Origin of the sequence: Paenibacillus sp. FSL M7-0656 (assembly GCF_038003225.1) — a bacterium.
In the GTDB taxonomy this organism is placed as follows: domain Bacteria; phylum Bacillota; class Bacilli; order Paenibacillales; family Paenibacillaceae; genus Paenibacillus; species Paenibacillus amylolyticus.
The window spans coordinates 1,591,705-1,610,107 of record NZ_JBBOOT010000001.1 but is presented as its reverse complement, the minus strand read 5'-3'; the positions used below and the strand labels follow the sequence as shown (position 1 = coordinate 1,610,107).

16 protein-coding genes are annotated in these 18,403 nt (G+C 46.7%); 10 read left to right on the top strand and 6 right to left on the bottom strand.

What is annotated here, in order from left to right; translation table 11 throughout:
* Positions 1 to 138 precede the first annotated feature (138 nt).
* Both MHI01_RS06840 and MHI01_RS06835 read right to left on the bottom strand, forming a co-directional pair.
* Complete coding sequence (locus tag MHI01_RS06840) at positions 139 to 2,229, bottom strand: ABC transporter ATP-binding protein (protein ID WP_340982821.1); 2,091 nt, start codon at positions 2,227 to 2,229, stop codon at positions 139 to 141.
* A gap of 12 nt (positions 2,230 to 2,241) precedes the next feature.
* Positions 2,242 to 3,987, bottom strand: coding sequence for an ABC transporter ATP-binding protein (locus MHI01_RS06835; RefSeq protein ID WP_036609220.1), 1,746 nt, complete (start codon positions 3,985 to 3,987; stop codon positions 2,242 to 2,244).
* A 485-nt stretch (positions 3,988 to 4,472) separates the two neighbouring features.
* Here MHI01_RS06835 and MHI01_RS06830 point away from each other — a divergent pair, with 485 nt between their 5' ends.
* Together MHI01_RS06830 and MHI01_RS06825 are read left to right on the top strand one after the other, a co-directional pair.
* Positions 4,473 to 4,769, top strand: coding sequence for a HesB/YadR/YfhF family protein (locus tag MHI01_RS06830; RefSeq protein ID WP_036609218.1), 297 nt, complete (start codon positions 4,473 to 4,475; stop codon positions 4,767 to 4,769).
* A gap of 56 nt (positions 4,770 to 4,825) precedes the next feature.
* A complete protein-coding gene (locus MHI01_RS06825) occupies positions 4,826 to 5,275 on the top strand; it encodes an NUDIX domain-containing protein (protein WP_282321827.1) in 450 nt (149 codons plus the stop codon).
* A gap of 99 nt (positions 5,276 to 5,374) precedes the next feature.
* Here MHI01_RS06825 and MHI01_RS06820 read toward each other — a convergent pair whose 3' ends face one another.
* The 3 genes from MHI01_RS06820 to MHI01_RS06810 form a co-directional block, all read right to left on the bottom strand.
* Positions 5,375 to 5,887, bottom strand: a complete 513-nt coding sequence (locus tag MHI01_RS06820; RefSeq protein WP_036609214.1) for a hypothetical protein — start codon at positions 5,885 to 5,887, stop codon at positions 5,375 to 5,377.
* Between the two features lie 416 nt (positions 5,888 to 6,303).
* The gene (locus MHI01_RS06815) at positions 6,304 to 6,747 is read right to left on the bottom strand and encodes a DUF441 domain-containing protein (protein WP_036609212.1); all 444 of its coding nucleotides are present in this window, start codon (positions 6,745 to 6,747) and stop codon (positions 6,304 to 6,306) included.
* 5 nt (positions 6,748 to 6,752) lie between these two features.
* On the bottom strand, positions 6,753 to 7,751 hold the full coding sequence (locus tag MHI01_RS06810) for a YpdA family putative bacillithiol disulfide reductase (protein WP_076249782.1): 999 nt from the start codon (positions 7,749 to 7,751) through the stop codon (positions 6,753 to 6,755).
* A gap of 178 nt (positions 7,752 to 7,929) precedes the next feature.
* Here MHI01_RS06810 and MHI01_RS06805 point away from each other — a divergent pair, with 178 nt between their 5' ends.
* From MHI01_RS06805 to MHI01_RS06780, 6 genes are all read left to right on the top strand, one after another.
* Positions 7,930 to 8,523 carry a DUF2087 domain-containing protein gene (locus MHI01_RS06805; protein WP_100529429.1) on the top strand — a complete coding sequence of 198 codons (594 nt, stop codon included), beginning with the start codon at positions 7,930 to 7,932 and terminating at the stop codon, positions 8,521 to 8,523.
* 448 nt (positions 8,524 to 8,971) lie between these two features.
* Positions 8,972 to 10,081, top strand: a complete 1,110-nt coding sequence (rsgA, locus tag MHI01_RS06800; RefSeq protein ID WP_051447125.1) for a ribosome small subunit-dependent GTPase A — start codon at positions 8,972 to 8,974, stop codon at positions 10,079 to 10,081.
* Positions 10,082 to 10,137: 56 nt separating this feature from the next.
* Positions 10,138 to 10,476 carry a L,D-transpeptidase gene (locus tag MHI01_RS06795; RefSeq protein ID WP_339286456.1) on the top strand — a complete coding sequence of 113 codons (339 nt, stop codon included), beginning with the start codon at positions 10,138 to 10,140 and terminating at the stop codon, positions 10,474 to 10,476.
* Between the two features lie 163 nt (positions 10,477 to 10,639).
* On the top strand, positions 10,640 to 11,179 hold the full coding sequence (locus MHI01_RS06790) for a GNAT family N-acetyltransferase (RefSeq protein WP_340982820.1): 540 nt from the start codon (positions 10,640 to 10,642) through the stop codon (positions 11,177 to 11,179).
* A gap of 170 nt (positions 11,180 to 11,349) precedes the next feature.
* On the top strand, positions 11,350 to 12,825 hold the full coding sequence (locus MHI01_RS06785; RefSeq protein WP_339286457.1) for an aldehyde dehydrogenase family protein: 1,476 nt from the start codon (positions 11,350 to 11,352) through the stop codon (positions 12,823 to 12,825).
* Positions 12,826 to 13,070: 245 nt separating this feature from the next.
* The gene (locus MHI01_RS06780; protein WP_164783094.1) at positions 13,071 to 13,223 is read left to right on the top strand and encodes a hypothetical protein; all 153 of its coding nucleotides are present in this window, start codon (positions 13,071 to 13,073) and stop codon (positions 13,221 to 13,223) included.
* Positions 13,224 to 13,345: 122 nt separating this feature from the next.
* Here the strand turns inward: MHI01_RS06780 and MHI01_RS06775 are convergent, their stop codons facing one another.
* Positions 13,346 to 13,585: a hypothetical protein gene (locus MHI01_RS06775; RefSeq protein ID WP_074094612.1), complete on the bottom strand. Its 240-nt coding sequence runs from the start codon at positions 13,583 to 13,585 to the stop codon at positions 13,346 to 13,348.
* 422 nt (positions 13,586 to 14,007) lie between these two features.
* On the opposite strand from MHI01_RS06775, the gene MHI01_RS06770 reads away from it, so the two are divergent.
* Together MHI01_RS06770 and essC are read left to right on the top strand one after the other, a co-directional pair.
* Positions 14,008 to 14,328 carry a hypothetical protein gene (locus MHI01_RS06770; RefSeq protein WP_339286458.1) on the top strand — a complete coding sequence of 107 codons (321 nt, stop codon included), beginning with the start codon at positions 14,008 to 14,010 and terminating at the stop codon, positions 14,326 to 14,328.
* Between the two features lie 54 nt (positions 14,329 to 14,382).
* Positions 14,383 to 18,387 carry a type VII secretion protein EssC gene (gene essC / locus MHI01_RS06765; RefSeq protein WP_340982819.1) on the top strand — a complete coding sequence of 1,335 codons (4,005 nt, stop codon included), beginning with the start codon at positions 14,383 to 14,385 and terminating at the stop codon, positions 18,385 to 18,387.
* Positions 18,388 to 18,403: the final 16 nt, after the last annotated feature.

Sequence of the window (18,403 nt, the reverse complement as noted above, 5' to 3'; positions counted from 1 at the left end):
CGGAATTTGAATCCCGATGAAAATACAAAAAACCGATCTACACCGCAAACCCTGAGGTAGCTGTGTAGATCGGTTTTTGTGTTGCCGTCGAGTACATCATTTTGATTGGTTACTTAAAGAGCTTTCTGTTTTACTCTGTTATGCATTGCCTCCGGCAAAGGAGGTTGAGGTTGGAATGATCTCACCCGACGGATTCCCACTGGTTGCACTCGCTGCTGCTTGCGCACCTTGCTGAAGCTGATACATCTTATAATAGCGGCCTTTAAGCTCCATCAGTTCATCATGTGCACCTTGCTCAACGATACGTCCACGATGCAAAACCAGAATCTGATCTGCCGAACGAATAGTGGACAGACGGTGAGCAATGATGAAGGTGGTACGTCCTTTTTTGAGGACTTCGAGTGCGTTCTGAATTAATGCTTCCGTTTCCGTATCAATATTGGCTGTCGCTTCATCCAAAATGAGGATGGCCGGATCAAACGCCAGTGCACGAGCAAAGGAGATCAACTGACGCTGTCCAGCAGACAATGTGCTTCCTTTTTCGATGACAGGTTCGTCAAAGCCTTGAGGCAAATGAGCCAGTATACGTTCAGCGCCTACATCACGCAGCGCCTGTTCAATTCGTTCACGGGAGATCTTCTCATCGCCGAGACTGACGTTGGAAGCAATGGTGCCTGTGAACAGATACGGGTCCTGCAATACAATCCCCATATGCTCGCGAATCCACTGTTTAGGCAGATCTTTGACGTTCTGACCGTCAATCGTGATCTTGCCTTTTTGCGGATCATAGAACCGGAACAGCAGGTTGATGATTGAGCTTTTACCTGAACCGGTGTGACCGACCAGAGCGACCGTCTGACCTTGGGATGCTTTAAACGAGATATTGTGAAGCACGTAATCTTTTTTATAGGCAAAGGATACATCATCGAAGACAACATTCCCTTTGTATCTTGGCATAGAGCCATCGGTTACAGCTTCTCCCTTTTCATCCATCAGCTCAAAGACGCGACCAGCGGATACGAGGGAGGAGTCCAGGTTGGCGAGTTGATTCACCATACCGGTGATTGGCTGGAACAAGCGACCCAGAACATCAACGAAGGCATACAGAACACCTAATGAGATAATACTTGTGCCATCCAGCACACTGGAACCAAAATACCACAGGACCACCGCAAATGCGATATTACGTAATACGTTAACCAGGTTGTGTGAGGTGAAGGCATTCAGGTTCAGCATTTTGTTCTGGTGTTTCATATAGTCATCATTCAGATCTTCGAATTCCTGTTTGGTTTGTTTCTGATGGCGGAATACGCGGATAATGGACATCCCCTGAATGGACTCGTTAATGATTGCATTGATTTCACTCAGTCGGGATCGAATGATCGTGTTGTAGCGAGTGGCGAATTTGCGATAGAGCACAATCCATGTAATGAGCATCGGCACAACGAATAATGAGATTAGACCCAGGCGAACATCAAGAAGGAAGAGTGCGACATACACACCTGTAATTGTGATGATTCCTGAGAAAAAGTTCGAAAGAACAGCAACGAACAGATCCTTGACGGCTTCTGTATCGTTTGTGACTCGAGATACAACTTTACCTGCGGGCAGGTTATCAAAAAAGTGCACCGGCAGTCGCTGAATATGGGCATACACATCGTTACGCAGTCTTTGAATGACCTTGTTGGCCGAGGATTGCAGCCAGAAAGTTTTACCAAACTCCATAATGACCGAGATCACGAGGAAGATCATGTAATACACAATTAATTGATAGATGCTGGGCATCTCCGGTTTGTAAAAAGCAAACAGTTCACCAGCGGACAGGGGGGTTGCCGCATATTGGCCTGTTACCTCACCTGCGCGTGTAACCGTGAGGGTTCCATCCGTATATGTGCGGTCCCCGTCAGGTGCGCTTACCGGTTCGTTTACAAAATAAAAACTTCTGCCGGCTTGTAATACCCGCACTTCGGAACCTTTGTTTTCATCCGGTTCGAACAAGCCTTCGCGTTTGTAGTTCTTACCGTTGTAGACTGCGGCTTCATCAGAAGCTGTTGTCTCATAGAAAGGCTGCTCAATCGCGAGCAAGTGATTGTCGATCATGGATTTGGCGATGAACGGCCCGGCAAGCTCGGCCGCAACACCAATAGTAAGCATAATTAATGCAGCGATAAATGTTCCTTTGGCTTTCAAGGCGTAATCAAGCAGCCTTTTGCCTGTATTAGACTTCAATGAATTGACCTCCTACGTGGACAGATTGGACTCGACCTGTTGCCGTTCATACTGTTCACGGTACCAGCCGTTCATGGCTAACAATTCCTGGTGAGTGCCTTCTTCCGTAATTTTCCCGTGCTCCAGTACGATGATTCGGTCAGCGTGTTCAATAGCAGACAGGCGATGAGTCGAGATCAGCGTGGTTTTGCCCGAGCGTTTGTTGCGTATATTTTCAATGATTTTGGCTTCGGTACGTGCATCGACAGCAGATAAGGCATCATCCAGGATCAGAATATCAGGGTTAGCAATAAAGGCACGCGCCAGCGATACCCGCTGTTTCTGTCCACCGGACAGAGAGATTCCTTTTTCACCAACGAGTGTATCCAGTCCATCGGATAAGGTTCCCAGATCCCCGTCAAAAGCGGCGGTACGAATGGCTTCCATGATGACTTCATCACTGGCCCCAGGTTGACCGAATTGAATGTTTTGACGAACTGATTTGGAGAACAGAACTTGTTCCTGTGGTACGTACCCAATCCAGCTGTGCAAGTCATCTTTGGCGATATCCTGAATCGGATGACCCGAGATGCTTAATGTGCCCGAACCGGCAGGGTATTCATGAAGCAGTTGTTTGAGCAAAGTAGACTTACCGCTACCCGTACGACCCACAACACCCAATGTTTGACCCCGTCGCAGCGAAAAGCTGATATGACTGAGATTGTCGACTGTGGAACTTGGGTAACGGAATGTAACATCCTGCATCGCAATTTCTTCCGGATTCGTAACGTGGGCAGGTTGCTCCACATCTTGTACGGCAGGTTCTACCGATAGAGTCTCGTTGACCCGATCAAGCGAAGCGCTACCACGTTGCATCAGGTTAATTAATTCACCGATGGCAAACATGGGCCAGATCATCATCCCCAGGTACATGTTAAACGATACGAGATCCCCCAGGGTAATTTCATTATGAAATACAAGATATATGCCGTAGGCAAGTGCAATCACATAACTGAGTCCAACGAAGAGGCGGATGGTGGGTTCAAATAGGGCATCCATTCTGGCAACAGCCAGGTTTTTACGATACACATCTTCGGTCACGTCGGCGAACCGTTTCTCGTCCAGACGTTCCTGCACATAAGCACGCACGACACGAATCCCGGCGATGGATTCCAGCACCTGGTCGTTCATATCTCCGAATGCATCCTGTGCCAGGGTGTAACGTTGATGTACAGCTTTACCATAGATCATCATGGCAATGGCGATAAAAGGTAATGGCAGGATTGCCGCCAAGGTCAGTTTCCAACTAACCAGGAAACCCATGGCGAACAATACGGTGGCCAGAAAGGCTGTAGAGTCTGTTAAGGTCAGCATGCCGAAGCCTGCTGTAGTGGCAATGGAACGAAGATCATTGGTGGCCCGAGCCATCAGATCTCCTGTTCTGTTTTTCTCAAAAAAGGGAGGAGTCATCCGTAACAAGTGGTCCATAAAGCGTGAACGAAGCAGCCGCTCCACCAGGTTGGCACCACCAAACAGTTTGTGCATCCAAACGTATGTAACCAGATAGATAATGATGACCGTTCCTAGAATAAGCAAAATATAACGCGTAAGTGAGGTGCCGGTAATGGAACCGCGCACAATCTCGTCGATGGCATTACCAAGAAGACGAGGAGGCAGCAGTTCGGCAATGCCCACCAGAATAAGCAAGATGACACCGGTTAGGTATCGTTTGCGTTCCAGCCGGAAGAACCAGGCCAGGTTTTTAAGTACAGAGAACAAGTGTTATCCCTTCCTTTCGATGTCCGAGAAATGCAAATTCCGTTCATGAATGCCGAAATGTACCCACAAAAAAAGACATACCGCACGCAGGCGGTATGTCTTCATATAATCATACGGCAGCATGGCTCAGAGAACAGAGCCGTCACCATATATAAGTTCGATTGTGAGTATACATCACAGAGGTTCTAATGAAAGATCGCCTGTCATGCCGACTTATGAACGGAATAATGATTTCGGGTGTGCTCCGGTATTTAGTTGTGTGCTGAATTGACCTATCATATGTTTGTTAAACACCGTAATCACCCTTTCTTTTTTTGGAAATAAATACAATGTAGACCTCGTATGTTTGCATCTTAACACCGGCTTTTACAATCTGTCAAACATTTTTCACAACTTATTTTGTCTTTATGTGGTCACTCGGGTTTGTATTCAAGTCCCTGTCGAGATATGATGGAACATATATATACAGAAGGAGCTGACACCAAATGAGTACCATACATGTATCCGATCAAGCTGCTCGCTGGTACAAGGAAGAACTGAATTTGAACGAGGGAGACAGCATTCGATTTTTTGCACGTTATAGCTCGGGCGGAGGTCTTCACCCTGGATTTTCCCTAGGTATTGCTGTGGAGAAACCGAGACATCCTGCGGATCAAACCGAAGTGTCGGGGATTCAATTCTTCATGGAAGATCACGATTATTGGTATCTGAAAGGGCACCAACTGCATGTGGACATCGTTGATGAAGGTCAGGATATCGAATATCGTTACACGGAAGTCTAAGCAATAGATGGATTACAGGTCACCACCGGCTTCCGAGTAGGAGGAGGGGATAAGCAGTGAATCTGCCACCACGAGATTTGGCCCAGTATATCGCAAAACGCTCTCATATTGTTGTAAAAGCGGCGGTGCGGGCTGAGAACGAACAAGGTGAATTACTGCTGATTCAGCATGCTGAACATGGTCACTGGCGGTTGCCAGCAGGTGAGATGCGCCCGGGTGAGGCTATTGAAGATGCTGCACATCGGGAGTTATGGGAAGAGACAGGTTGGACTGCTGATACCATGACACTGGAAGGTCTCTATTCGGGGCCTGACCTTCGGTATCTGCATTCAAGCGGAGATGAAGAGTATTATGTCATTGCCCTGTTTCGGACAGTGATCATTCAGGATAACCTTGTGGAGTCGCGTGTAAATAGTGATGCAGGTCTGAAGTTTTTTGCGCTGGAGTCGTTACCACCTCTTAATCAGATTAGCCGAATCCTGTTAGCGCGGGATATTGCAGAATAAAATAAGTGTTGACCGCAAAAAAATGACCTTGGCATGCACGATAAAGTGGATGCCAAGGTCATTTTTTTAAAAATCCGATTCTGGTGCTCAGAGCATGAATTACACCTGATCCAGTGGTTCATCATCCATCGCAAAATCAAAATCATCAATATCAAATACCTGTACAGGTGATTCAGACTCAATTATGCGTGCAATCAGTTCAACCTGATCGGTGAGAATCGGGATACTCAGGCGCTGAGATGTCAGTAGCAGTTCGGTCTCAATGGGATCGAAATACTCCCCGTACTGTGCCGTATCTATTGCATTGATAATGGCAATGGATACTTGGTCACCAAATAAAATGGAGGGGCTTTTGGCCCATGGAACAAGTAACGCACGCTCTATTTTTTTCTTATTCAGCGGTTCCTCGAAATAAGAAATCATTTCATTGATTTTGGATTTCACATGCTGATCATCTGCCGGGTTATCCATCATGGGATCAGGACTGGTCTGGAATTCATATAGCTCAAGGATGGTGGTATAAGGAACAATATATTCAACAGGCGCGGGCGGCGCTAGCAATTGACCGTAAATGGCCACCATCACGGCTTCTGTAATAAACTGACGTGACATGGTTCCTTAATCCTCCTGCGCCATTAATAGTTGCAAAGTGAATCTATACGTTTATGCAACAGCATAACCATAATAGTACGTGTTCAAATAGGACGGTTTTCAGTACCGAGAAGATGGGATGAAGCTAGAAATGGAGTAGCGGAGCGTAGGGAAAACTACGTGAGCAACCAAAATGTTTCCTTCGGAAACATACTTCGTAAGCCTTCCGCTTATTTCGGCTGAATTCCATATTCGATGCTGATGATGCCGATAGGCATCCTTCGTAATCAAAAGCGGACTTTTTGAACAACCTCTAATGTAGATTATTCTGCTGTAGACTCGTGTACATAATTTGCATGAATAGAAGTATATCACACAACGGTGGGAAATACAGCCAATCTGCATAGCATGTCAGGTCACAACCTTCACAACTTGAATCAGGATTTGCCCAGCAGCAATGATAAAATTCCCGCCGCAATCAATGGACCCACAGGTACACCCTTGAACAGGGCAACCCCAAGTACCGTTCCGATTAACAGCCCGGCAACGACAGTTGGCTGTGTACCCATCAACGTAGCGCCACGTCCTCCGAGATATGCCACCAGTAATCCTACGCCAATGGCGAGCAGTGATTTCCAGTGCAGGAAAGACTCACCGATCGTCTGCAGACTCATCTTGCCACTGGCAAGAGGTGCCATCACGCCAATGGTCAGAATGATAATGCCCAGTGTAAGTCCGTATTTTTCAAGCCATGGAAATGCCTGATTCAGGTTCAGGACTCGTAGCAACAACAGAAATACCATCGCTACGGTCACAGGTGTGTTGCTGCTGATAATCCCAAGAGCCGCAAATACGAGCAACAGCAGGGAAGTCATATCCATTGTTTTCATTTCCCTTCAGTCTGTCCACGTTGTTTGCTAACGATATGTTCCGCAATGTAACGTCCATGCCAGCGCCCGGATTCAATAAAGACTTCATTGGCATTACGCCCCGAAGCGATGACTCCGCCCACATATACACCAGGTACGCTGCTTTCCATCGTTTGTGCATCATATAGAGGTTTATCCATATCATCAGACATCTCCACACCTACCGACGTGAGTAGTTGACGATCTGGACGGAAACCGGTCATTGCCAGTACGAAGTCATTATCCAGTTCCCGAGTGGAACCATCCGTGTGTATCAGACGAATCGAATCATCGAGTATTTCATTCACGCGTGATTCCAGGTGGAGTGTGATATGACCTTTTGTCACCATGCTCTCGAATAGCGGGCGTACCCATGGTTTAATATGCTGGGACAGACCACTGCCGCGATAAACCATATCAATGTGTGCTCCGACCCGAACCAGTTCCATGGCCGCATCCACGGCTGAGTTGCTTCCGCCAATAATGGCGACACGTGTACGGGTATAAGGGTGGGCTTCCCGGAAGTAGTGGGTTACTTTATCTTTATCTTCTCCAGGGATGCCCAGATAGTTAGGATGGTCAAAATAACCGGTAGCTACAACTACATTGCGTCCAACATGTACGATGGCTTCCCCGCGGCGATTGAGCGTATGTACCTCAAACGTACCATCATCCTTGCGTTTAATTTCACGGGCTTCCTCATAGTTATGAACACGCAGACCAAAATGTTCGGCTACCCTGCGATAATAGGCAAGTGCTTCATAACGAAACGGTTTATCATTAGGTGTGCTGAACGGAACGTTTCCGATCTCAAGCAGCGGGGCTGTGCTGAAAAACTGCATATGGGTTGGATACAGATAAATAGATTGAACGATATTGTATTTCTCAACGATCACAGCGGACAGTCCCAGCCGCTCACATTCAATGGCAGCAGACAGACCGCATGGGCCTCCGCCGATAATAATGACATCTTCCATGTTCTTAATCCTCCTTATTTCAAGCAATATAATCCTACCGTAAATAACGAGCCAATGCCAGTTCAAGCGTGGAGTTTAATTAGACAAGCTTACTTGAAACCAAAGGAGTTGACGTGTAGAGGAGAAAAGACTAATATCGAATTAGATATATATCTAATTGAAAGCGAGATGAACGATGATGCAGCTGGAGAAAATTGTGGCTTATCATAAAGCGTTGGCTGACCCGACCCGGCTTCGCATGCTGCTGTTGTTGGCACAGGGTGAACTGCACGGACAGGCACTTGCCGAGCGGCTGAATCTGTCACAGCCAACCGTGACACATCATGCATCCAAGCTGAGAGAGGCGGCGCTGATTAAGGAACGACGGGAGAAAAATACAGTGTATTTCACACTCAATCCTTCGTTTATCCGCGAGAATGCACAGGCTTCGGTTGATTTTATCTTTAATCGAGAGGAGGTTACGGATATGAGTGATGTGAACGAAACATTGAAAGCGTCGGTCATGAGAAATTTTTTCTCCAAAGATGGACGACTGCGTCAGATTCCGGCTCAATACAAGAAAAAACTGATTGTACTTGGTCATCTGGTCGAGCAGCTTGAATTTGGTCGGAAGTATACGGAAAAAGAAATCAATACATTTATAAAGCAATACCATGAAGACTTTGCCACGATTCGTCGGGAATTTATCATGCATCAGTTCATGTATCGGGAAGAGGAGATCTACGAATTGAATCCGAAGGAAATGTGGACACGCTGGGATCAGGTTAAATAGAGTAGCTGGTGGTAAAAAAAGTTTGGGCTTGACAACTGTTAAGCTCAGTGTGTAACATAATGGATAATTCTACAAGGGAGGCGATTGTTTATGACAAATTTAAATGCAGTATACGTTAATTTGAATATGAACAGCGTCTCCGGAACGGATCAAAGCATGTAATTTTGCGTTAGATGGATAGCAGTATCCATTGTAACGTGAAGTATCGCATGCTCAGATGAAGCCACGGGTGACGCACCCGTGGCTTTTTTGTTTGCCGATAAAAGGGTGTTCCTGAATGGTTTATATCGGAGGGTTAAGTATTCTATCCGGTAGATCTACAAGAAGGGGTGATCTTTGATTCGGCTAACTACCTATTGCCACGGGTGTATTTCTACTCGTGGTTTTTTGTTTTGATCTGAACCGGAGATGATTGTTCACTCGGCTTGAACGAAGTAAACAACTTATTTTGGGAGGAATTTTTATTTTAGATAACCATATTGAGAAGTACGGCTGGTCAGCAAAGTGGCAGGAACTGTGGCAAGAGACAGGGATGGAAGAGCAGGAGAAAAAGCCAGCCAGAATTATCGCAGACCATGGACATCTGCTACGTTTGATTACAGAAGAGGGCGAATGCTGGGGAAGGATTTCGGGCCGAATGCGTCATGATAGTCTGGAGACCAGCTTGGCACCGGCGGTTGGAGATTGGGTGGCCATTACAGGTCAGTCGGGTGAAGAAGCAATTATTCACAATCTGGTGCCACGTCGGAGCAGGGTATCAAGGCAGGCGGCAGGTCCGGTGACCAAGGAACAATTAATCGCCGCAAACGTAGATACACTGTTAATCGTGGCAGCACTTAATCATGATTTCAACCTTAGAAGGCTCGAAAGATACGTGCTGATGGCTTGGAATGGTGGCGTAAGGCCAGTCATAGTTCTGAGCAAAAGTGATCTGTGCAACAATGTGGAAGAACAGATCCGAAGTGTAGAAGGGATTGCTCCAGGCGTTGAAGTGCTTGCGATATCTGCAGTGGAGGGTCAAGGTAAATCCTTACTGGAACGATATTTGCAGCCAGGGCTGACTGTTGCGCTCACAGGATCTTCTGGCAGTGGCAAGTCTACGCTGGTGAACTGGATGATGGGTGAGGATGTGCAGCTTACGCAATCCGTTCGCGAGGGAGACAGTCGGGGGAGACATACGACAACACACCGGGAGATGTTTGTACTTCCACAGGGAGCCGTATTGATCGATACTCCAGGAATGCGCGAGCTTAATCTCTGGGATGAGGGCAATGATGGGCTGTCGCATGCGTTTGGAGAAATTGAAGAACTTGCCGCCACGTGCCGATTTCTGGATTGCAGTCATACACGGGAAGCTGGATGTGCAGTGAAAGAAGCCATACAGGATGGTTCATTGGATGAAAAAAGATTGAATAATTATCTGAAAATGCAGAAGGAATTGCAATATCAGCAGCGCAAGGAAGAAGTGGCATCCAGAAGGCGTACCGCTTCCAGCAAACCGGCCAATAGTCGCAAACCCAAGCACTCCCGTAGTGTGAAAGAGTGGGAGGAAGCCTGAAATCAGGCGGGCATCATCCGGTATCTTGCATAAGATAGGTCAGGAGGGATGTCATTATGCCAGATTACAGGATTATTGTAGATCTGTCTGACCACATGTTATATCTTCTGGACGGCAATCAGGTGATTAAGGGCTATCCTGTGGCCACCGGCAAGATGCTCACGCAGACTCCAAACGGGGAGTTCACTATTGTTAACAAACAATCGAATCCAGGTGGGCCATTTGGCGTGTTCTGGATGGGGCTGTCTGCTCCCCATTATGGCATACACGGAACCAATGAGCCCTGGTCTATTGGCAAATCCGTCTCCCATGGTTGTATACGCATGTACAACTCGGATGTACTGGATCTGTCTTCCAAGGTATCTGTAGGCACTAGGGTAACGATCCGGCCGTAGGGCCGGATTTTACTTTTATAAGAGGCAGTTCAAAAAGTCCACTTTTGATTACGAATCATGCCTAGCGGCATCAGGACTGAAGTGGATGAATTTGGAATTATAGAAAGAAGAACATATAATATGGTAAAGTTGCGGCAGTTACGAGAGAAAGCGAGTGATAGCTATGCTGATCAGGCCAGCGCGTGAAGGGGATGCGCAGGGGATAGCTCATGTACATACGGAGAGTTGGAAAACAACGTATCGGGGAATTGTGCCTGACGATTTTTTGGATCATTTGACTATAGAATCAAGATTGTCCCAGTGGGAGAAGACCATTCGTTCTGGCGAAAAGGATCAGATCCTGGTGGTAGCTGAACAGGATGATGGGAACATTGTCGGATTTGCTTGTGGGGGTAAGGAGCGTGAAGGCAAATTACCTTATGATGGAGAGTTGTATGCTATATATTTGCTGAAGGAAGTGCAACAAACGGGGATAGGTCAGCAACTCGCGACACATGTCGTTCATCATCTGCAGACCCACAATATGAAACGTTTGATCATATGGGCTTTGGAGCGTAATTCAGCTTGTCGCTTCTATGAAAAGATGGGAGGCACTCCAGTCCAGACACAGTCCCTCCGCATTGGTGGTCAAGATCTGATCGAAGTTGGCTACGGATGGGAGGACATGAGCCTCTTTGGAGAGAAGAGCCTGCCCGACTGTTGAAAGACGTCCAGATGCTGAGAGAATAGTGGGGGTTGTATTGTTTCCCTTAAGCTTAAAGAATGGAAGAGCTAATTCAGGTCTTCACGTTTGCGTAATTCTGAACAAGGTTAATGATGTATTACACCGTTGTGCAGGTGTGACATTTAATCTTGATCAGGAGGCGTATTCACATGACTTTAATGGACACTGAACATACAACATGGACGAAACAATATATTAATGGCAGCTGGGTAGATGGCTCCGGTGAGAAAACAATGGAGAATATCAATCCTTATACGGGAGAAGTTATTGCCACATGGCGCTCTTCCAATAAGAAAGACATAGATAAGGCTTATGAGTCAGCTCAGAAAAATTCGATTGAATGGGCGAAGTCTTTGCCCGCTGCGAAAGAAGAGGTGTTGCGTAAAGTTTCATCCCTGATGGCGGAGCGCAAAGAGGAGATCATTCAACTGTTGATCACGGAATCCGGGAGTACCCGGATCAAATCGGAGGCGGAGTTTGCAGCGGCTAAACGCATTGTGGATGAAGCAGCATCTTTTCCTTATCGCATGAAGGGTGAGATCATCCCGTCCAATACCCCTGGCAAAGAGAACCGTGTGGTTCGTGAGCCTAAGGGAGTGATTGGTGTTATCGGGCCATGGAACTTCCCTTTGCATCTATGCCTGCGATCTGTAGCTCCAGCGATTGCCCTTGGTAATGGTGTGGTGATTAAACCAGCATCAGACACTCCGATTACGGCAGGTTGGCTCATTGCCGATTTGTTTGAACAAGCCGGTCTGCCTGAGGGCGTGCTGAATGTCGTTGCGGGAAGTGGCAGTGAAATCGGGGATTACTTTGTCGCTCATCCGGTTCCCAAAGTAATTTCATTCACGGGTTCCACAGAAGTTGGACAAGGGATCGGTAAACTGGCGGGGGAACATTTAAAAGAAACGGCACTGGAACTAGGTGGCAACAACGCGATGGTTGTGCTGGAAGATGCGGACATTGAACGTGCTAGCGAAGCGGCGGTCTTTGGCAAGTTTCTGCATCAGGGACAGATCTGCATGGCGCTGAATCGTATCATTGTGCATGCCGATATTTACGAACAATTCGTCGAATCATTTGTTGCCAAAACGAAGAATGTCCAGGCAGGTGATCCGGCGGATGCCAAAACACTCGTGGGTCCTCTCATTCGGGAAAAAGAGGTAGAACGATTGCTGGAGCTTGTGGACAAAACCAAGGCCGAAGGTGCACGGTTATTGCTCGGAGGGACCAGTAAAGGCAGTGTGCTGTCTCCTACTGTACTTGCCGATGTTAAACCTGAACAAGATATCGTGCAACAGGAATTGTTTGGCCCAGTAGCAGTGATCATGAAAGCTCATGATGAGCAGGAAGCTGTACGTTTGGCGAATGATACTCCTTATGGACTTAGTGGTTCCGTATTCACCCAAGATCTGAATCGAGGATATCAGGTTGCCCAGCGCATTGAATCGGGTATGGTGCATGTAAATGATCAGTCTGTGAACGATGAAGCGCATGTGATGTTTGGCGGTGAAAAAGCTTCAGGGATTGGACGTTTCGGTGGGGATTGGGCGATTGAGAAGTTTACACGTACTCGTTGGATCAGCATTCAGCACCAATATCGGGAATATCCGGGAGTGAAATAAGTCGAAAAAGAGTAAATTAGCAGGGGCATTTATGAATGATTAGAGTGGGTTACAAAAAGATCGACAAATCATGCGAAAGTCCGTCTCCAGCTTGGTGGGACGGGCTTTTTGCACAATATTACACCTTGGCAAAATACGGCTTAATATAAGAGTGGAAAAGCTGTTTGGGGCTGACGCTATCTGGTTATTTATGGATACACGGAAGAATCGATCCGTAAATCCAATGGCAAAGGGGCTTTAAATTCATGTCCATTGACCGCTTTATTCTGAGGAAACTGAATACCTGTCAGGAAGAACATACACGTGCCAATTTGGTTCGGCTGTTTGTCATTCGTATTCGTAAAGCCGAGATTGCGGAAGAACATGATGCCGCCTATGTCCTGAGCAAACTGCACTGAGCGATGGCTGATAATAATTGCGATCCGCTGTTAACGTGTATACAACTCAAAAAAGGAAGCTTGTCTATGACGACAGCTTCCTTTTTCATGTCTTGTAATGAATGTGTCTTGGTTGACTCCTTTTAATATAACGATAAAGCAAGGGAGTCGTTTTCACTTCGACTGTGGAGAATGGCTTCTCCATTAACAATCTCAATACTAATTAAAGAATGCAGACATTTTTGAATGGCGCGTTTACCGTTGCTAATTTTATGCTCAAGAGCACTGCTAAGCAATCTTAATGTCTTCTGCATAGGTTGTTTGTTTTCTTGATTAAAATATACAGGGATTGATTTGTTTTGAAAGGTTATTAGGGTTCTCACTTGAAATCACCTCACGGTTGTTATTTCATACAGCTAATATTAAATTCCAATGCTTAAAATTACCTTAAAATCAGCTTATGAAAACATAAAGGTGGGTAATGTTTGAAAAGTGTTCACAATTCAATTGTGAGCGAAGGAATAAAAGTCCTGAAAAACGTAACTTAATTACCATTTAAATGGAACAAAAAACGATGATTTTCGTATCCTCGCAATATTAAATTGCATAACTGCCACAAAAGTTCTGAGTCGAATGTACGATATTTTAATATATACGTGGGTCATATGTAACAAAATTACAGGTGGTACATTGCAAACAGGGTGTTTATGTAAGAAAATAGGGTTGATATAACGATTCATTCTCTTTTTTTTGATTTAATCTGACATTAGGACAATTTACATATGAGACCATGGGAGGGATTCGGATGATTCTAACCGTGTATTCCGGCCGCGAGGAAGGAGAATGGTTCGACATCGATGTTCCGGACGAATGTACCATTGAACATTTGAAGACATTACTCGGCGTTCGCATTTTTGGACAGGCACCGGGAGACGGCATTCAGTACATCCTTGAAGCCAAGTTTCCGGAAGGTCTGTGGTTCTCTCCGCAGAACGCACAGCAGTTAATGGAAACGGGGCTACGACAAGGCAGTTGCGTACGTGTCCAGCGGGCTTTTTCAACAACTTCGGAAGAAGCGCCTGTATATGGAAGACGTTCATTGTTTCAACAGGAAAGCAACGAATAGGGCTTTTGAACGTATACATTCATTATTGAACGAACTAAAGGAGGTCTTCTCTTCGTGAATGTGTTATATCAGCGTTCTCCAAGAATGACACCGGTTCTCAAGGAAGAGAGACTCGAAATACTCAGGCCTCCAACAGAACCGAGCAAACCCACGTTTTCCATGATATCCATTATTGTGCCGATCATGATGACTATGGTCAGCATTGGTTTCTACGTATATATCAATATGACCGGCAAAATGAATAACAGCAGTTATATGATGTTTCAGATGATGACGGTCATGATGATGCTTACTTCTTACACCATTCCATTCTTCGTGTATCTGAGCAACAAGAAATCATATCGCAAAAAATTGGAAGAACGAAAAATAATGTATCTTGCCCAACTGGACAAACACCGGGAAGAACTGAAAGAAGCTCAGGCGGAGCAAGTGAAGAGCCTATACGAAATTCATGGTGATCCGGGTGTGTGTCTTCAAGTGGTGAAGAACCGGAACAGTTCCTTGTGGGAGCGTTCACCAGAGGATGATGATTTCCTTCAGGTGCGCATTGGTACGGGAGAGATTCCATTCCGAATCAAACTTCAGGTTCCGCGGATTGATGGTTACGAGAAGGATGAGCTGATTGAAGCGGCCCATGAACTTGCGGCTGAATTCCAGACGGTACCAGATGCTTCCATTACATTGCCTTTGTTCCAATCGAAGGTTATGGGACTTGTCGGTGATCGGGAGGAAGTGCTTGCTTCCCTGCGAGTCATCATCTCACAACTGACGGTACGCCATTCCCCGGATGAACTGAAGCTTGCTGCTTTCTATGAAGAAAAGGACAGCAAGGAATGGGACTGGCTTCGCTGGATGCCCCATATCTGGGATGAAGACCAAGGACAACGCTATATGGCCGACAGGCACAGCGGTGCGCATCAATTGGCGGACAGCTTGTTTTCCGTGTTGAATCGGCGTCGTAACAATAAGGAAGACCGCTACAAGAAAAGCGTACAAACGCCGTGCTACGTTGTAATTCTCTCCGATACGCAATTAATTGAAGAAGAACCGTTGCTTCCGCTGCTGCTGGAGTCGGCTCACGAGATTGATGTATGCACCATCATACTGGCTAATCGCAAGGAGTCTCTACCGATGCATTGTCAGTTGATTATGGATGCCTCCAAAGGCAAAGGGGTGTATATCAAAAAAACGGAAGATGCGGATGTTATTCAACAAACGTACAAGCCTGATGTGATCTCGAAGGAGATGGCAGAGGCTCTTTCCCGTTATATGTCACCGATCCGGTTAAAGCGGTCATCTGCTTCAGATATCCCGCAAGTGCTTCCGTTATTCGATATGCTGAGCACATCACGCGTGGAAGATCTGGATGTGGTGTCCAGGTGGGGACAGACGAGATATCCTGACACGCTGCCCGTACCAATGGGTGTACGCGCTGGCGGCAAAAAAATTGCGATAAACCTGCATGACAAAATTGAACGTCAGGGTCATGGTCCCCATGGTCTGATTGCAGGTACAACCGGTTCAGGTAAAAGTGAAGTCATCCAGTCCATCGTAGCTTCACTCGCTGCTGAATTCCATCCACATGATCTGGCCTTCATGCTGATTGACTATAAAGGTGGCGGGATGTCCAATACATTTGTTGATCTGCCTCATGTGGTAGGGACAATCACCAATCTGGATGGGAATCTGATCGAGCGGGCGAATATTTCACTTCGTGCCGAACTGGTCAGAAGGCAAAAAATATTAAATGATGCGGGAAACCTCCAGCATATTGATGAATATTACAAGATTCTGCGTTCCAGACATGAACAGCCACTGCCACATCTGGTTATTATCATTGACGAGTTTGCTCAATTGAAGCGGGACCAGCCGGAGTTCATGGATGAATTGATCAGTATCGCGGCCATTGGTCGGACACTTGGGGTTCATCTAATTCTGGCAACCCAAAAGCCAGCTGGTGTTGTAGACGATAAAATATGGAGTAATTCTCGTTTCCGGATCTGCCTTCGCGTACAGAGTGAGGGAGATAGCAGGGATATGATCAAGATTCCAAATGCTGCCTGGATTACAAAGCCTGGTCGCGGATATTTCCAGGTTGGTAGTGATGAAGTGTTTGAAGAAATGCAATTCGCCTGGAGTGGTGCACCTTATAACCAGCAGGAGGATTCAACAACGGTATTGCCTGTTATGGAAGTGCGCCTGAACGGTAAGCGGGAGCCTCTGTTAACTGGAGAGCGCAGAGCCGTTCTCAAAGGTGAAGATGTTCCGAAACAGCTTCAGGTATTTATTGATTATGTTGCGCAGTCTGCAGCGGATGCGGGTATCCGTCGTTTGCCAGGACCATGGTTGCCACCTTTACCAGAGACACTGGAATGGGAAGGTCTTCAGGAATGGCAGGAAGAAGAGAATCGGGAGCTGCTGCTTGATGGCGGAGCGAGTGGTCTGAAACCACTGGTTGGTTTGCTGGATGATCTCCCTAATCAGCGCCAACAACCGCTCGCATTGCCTGTGGATCAAGGACATCTGGTCGTGTACGGCATGCCAGGACTGGGCAAAACAACATTTGTTCAGACCTTGCTTATGTCTCTGGCCCGTTCCCATAGAACTGAGCCTTGGCATGGTTACATTATCGATATGGGCCGTATGATGAAAGACTTTGCAGCACTACCTCAGATCGGTGGTGTGATGATGGCTGAAGAGGAAGACCGGATCAAGCGGTTATTCCGCTATATTCTCAAGCTGTCAGCACAACGCAAAGATATCATCTCGGAGGCGGGGGTTAAAACGATTTCGGCGTACCGCCGGACAGCTCACGCGGCTGTCCCGCAGGTTGTGGTCGTTATCGATGGTTATCTTTCATTCCGCAATGCCTATCCGGAAGAAAATGAACTTCTGGAGACGATCCTGCGTGAAGGCGGAAGTCTGGGTATCACCTTTGTGCTCACAGCCAATCGGGTAACAGATGTATTTGAAAAATTCAGAAGCAATATTCCCAATGCGGTTTCATTTGAGTTATCCGATCCAAGCGATTATTATTATGCCGTGGGAAGACCTTCCAAGGCCCCAAGCCAACTTCCGCCAGGAAGAGGTCTGGTCAAAGGGCAAGTGCCTCCGTTAATGTTTCAGGCGGCATTACCCTCTTCAGGGGCAGATGAGGGCAAGCGTTCATCGGCACTGCGCCGTACGATTGCTGAGATTCGCCAAGGCTGGACAGGGGAAGAAGCGCCGCAGATTGCTCCACTTCCTGAAGAAATCAAACTGAAGGATCTGCTCATTCGGACAGGATCATATGGTCAGGCTTGGGATACATCGTCTGTAACTGTCCCTGTGGGATTGCTTACGGATGATCTGGAACCATTCGAGCTTAATCTGCGTGAAGGTCCGCATTTCATGGTAACGAGTCCGATGGAAGGCGGCAAAACGACATTTTTATTGACATGGATGTTATCACTGGCTTATCATGCTTCTCCGGAAGATGTGCAAATATACACAGTAGATATGCGTTATGGCTCAGGTGGGCTGGGGGAAATCAGCAGTTTGCCCCATGTCCGTGGACATGTATCGCGAGAAGAACAGCTTGCGCCTGTCATTCAACAGTTGTACGATGAAGTTCTGAAAAGAGGCGAGATTTCCGGTGGACCGGAACTTGTGCTCGTCATCGACGATGCGGACACCTTGTCCAAGCAGTTAAACGATTTTAATGTGAAAGATCAATTGGGAGCGATTGTTCGTCAAGGAAGGGATCGCGGTGTACACGTGATTCTATCCGGAGTTCCGGCAGACTTCCCAACTTTTGGTTCTGACTGGGTAACGGATGTGAAGGCTTCCCAGAGTGGAATGCTGTTCGGGACTTTAGACCCTAACGATCTCTCGTTCTTCCGTATACCTTATTCCGAATCCGGAGGTAGTTCAGGTGGGCTGAAGGTACTGCCTCCGGGTCAAGGTTATTATGTAAAACGTAAATATTCCAGGGTTAAAGGTGCAGTTCCATGTGATGACAGCTGGAAAATGACCGATTGGATTTCTGAAATTCGTGACCGATGGCATGTTGTAGTTTGAGGGGAGGTGGCTCATA

Bases quoted from the DNA above. Each gene is read 5' to 3' on its own strand.
- MHI01_RS06790 (WP_340982820.1), top strand. From the start codon at position 10,640: ATGCTGATCAGGCCAGCGCGTGAAGGGGATGCGCAGGGGATAGCTCAT.
- MHI01_RS06805 (WP_100529429.1), top strand. From the start codon at position 7,930: ATGCAGCTGGAGAAAATTGTGGCTTATCATAAAGCGTTGGCTGACCCG.
- MHI01_RS06785 (WP_339286457.1), top strand. From the start codon at position 11,350: ATGACTTTAATGGACACTGAACATACAACATGGACGAAACAATATATT.
- MHI01_RS06830 (WP_036609218.1), top strand. From the start codon at position 4,473: ATGAGTACCATACATGTATCCGATCAAGCTGCTCGCTGGTACAAGGAA.
- MHI01_RS06820 (WP_036609214.1), bottom strand. From the start codon at position 5,887: ATGTCACGTCAGTTTATTACAGAAGCCGTGATGGTGGCCATTTACGGT.
- MHI01_RS06780 (WP_164783094.1), top strand. From the start codon at position 13,071: ATGTCCATTGACCGCTTTATTCTGAGGAAACTGAATACCTGTCAGGAA.
- MHI01_RS06795 (WP_339286456.1), top strand. From the start codon at position 10,138: ATGCCAGATTACAGGATTATTGTAGATCTGTCTGACCACATGTTATAT.
- MHI01_RS06815 (WP_036609212.1), bottom strand. From the start codon at position 6,747: ATGGATATGACTTCCCTGCTGTTGCTCGTATTTGCGGCTCTTGGGATT.
- MHI01_RS06810 (WP_076249782.1), bottom strand. From the start codon at position 7,751: ATGGAAGATGTCATTATTATCGGCGGAGGCCCATGCGGTCTGTCTGCT.
- MHI01_RS06770 (WP_339286458.1), top strand. From the start codon at position 14,008: ATGATTCTAACCGTGTATTCCGGCCGCGAGGAAGGAGAATGGTTCGAC.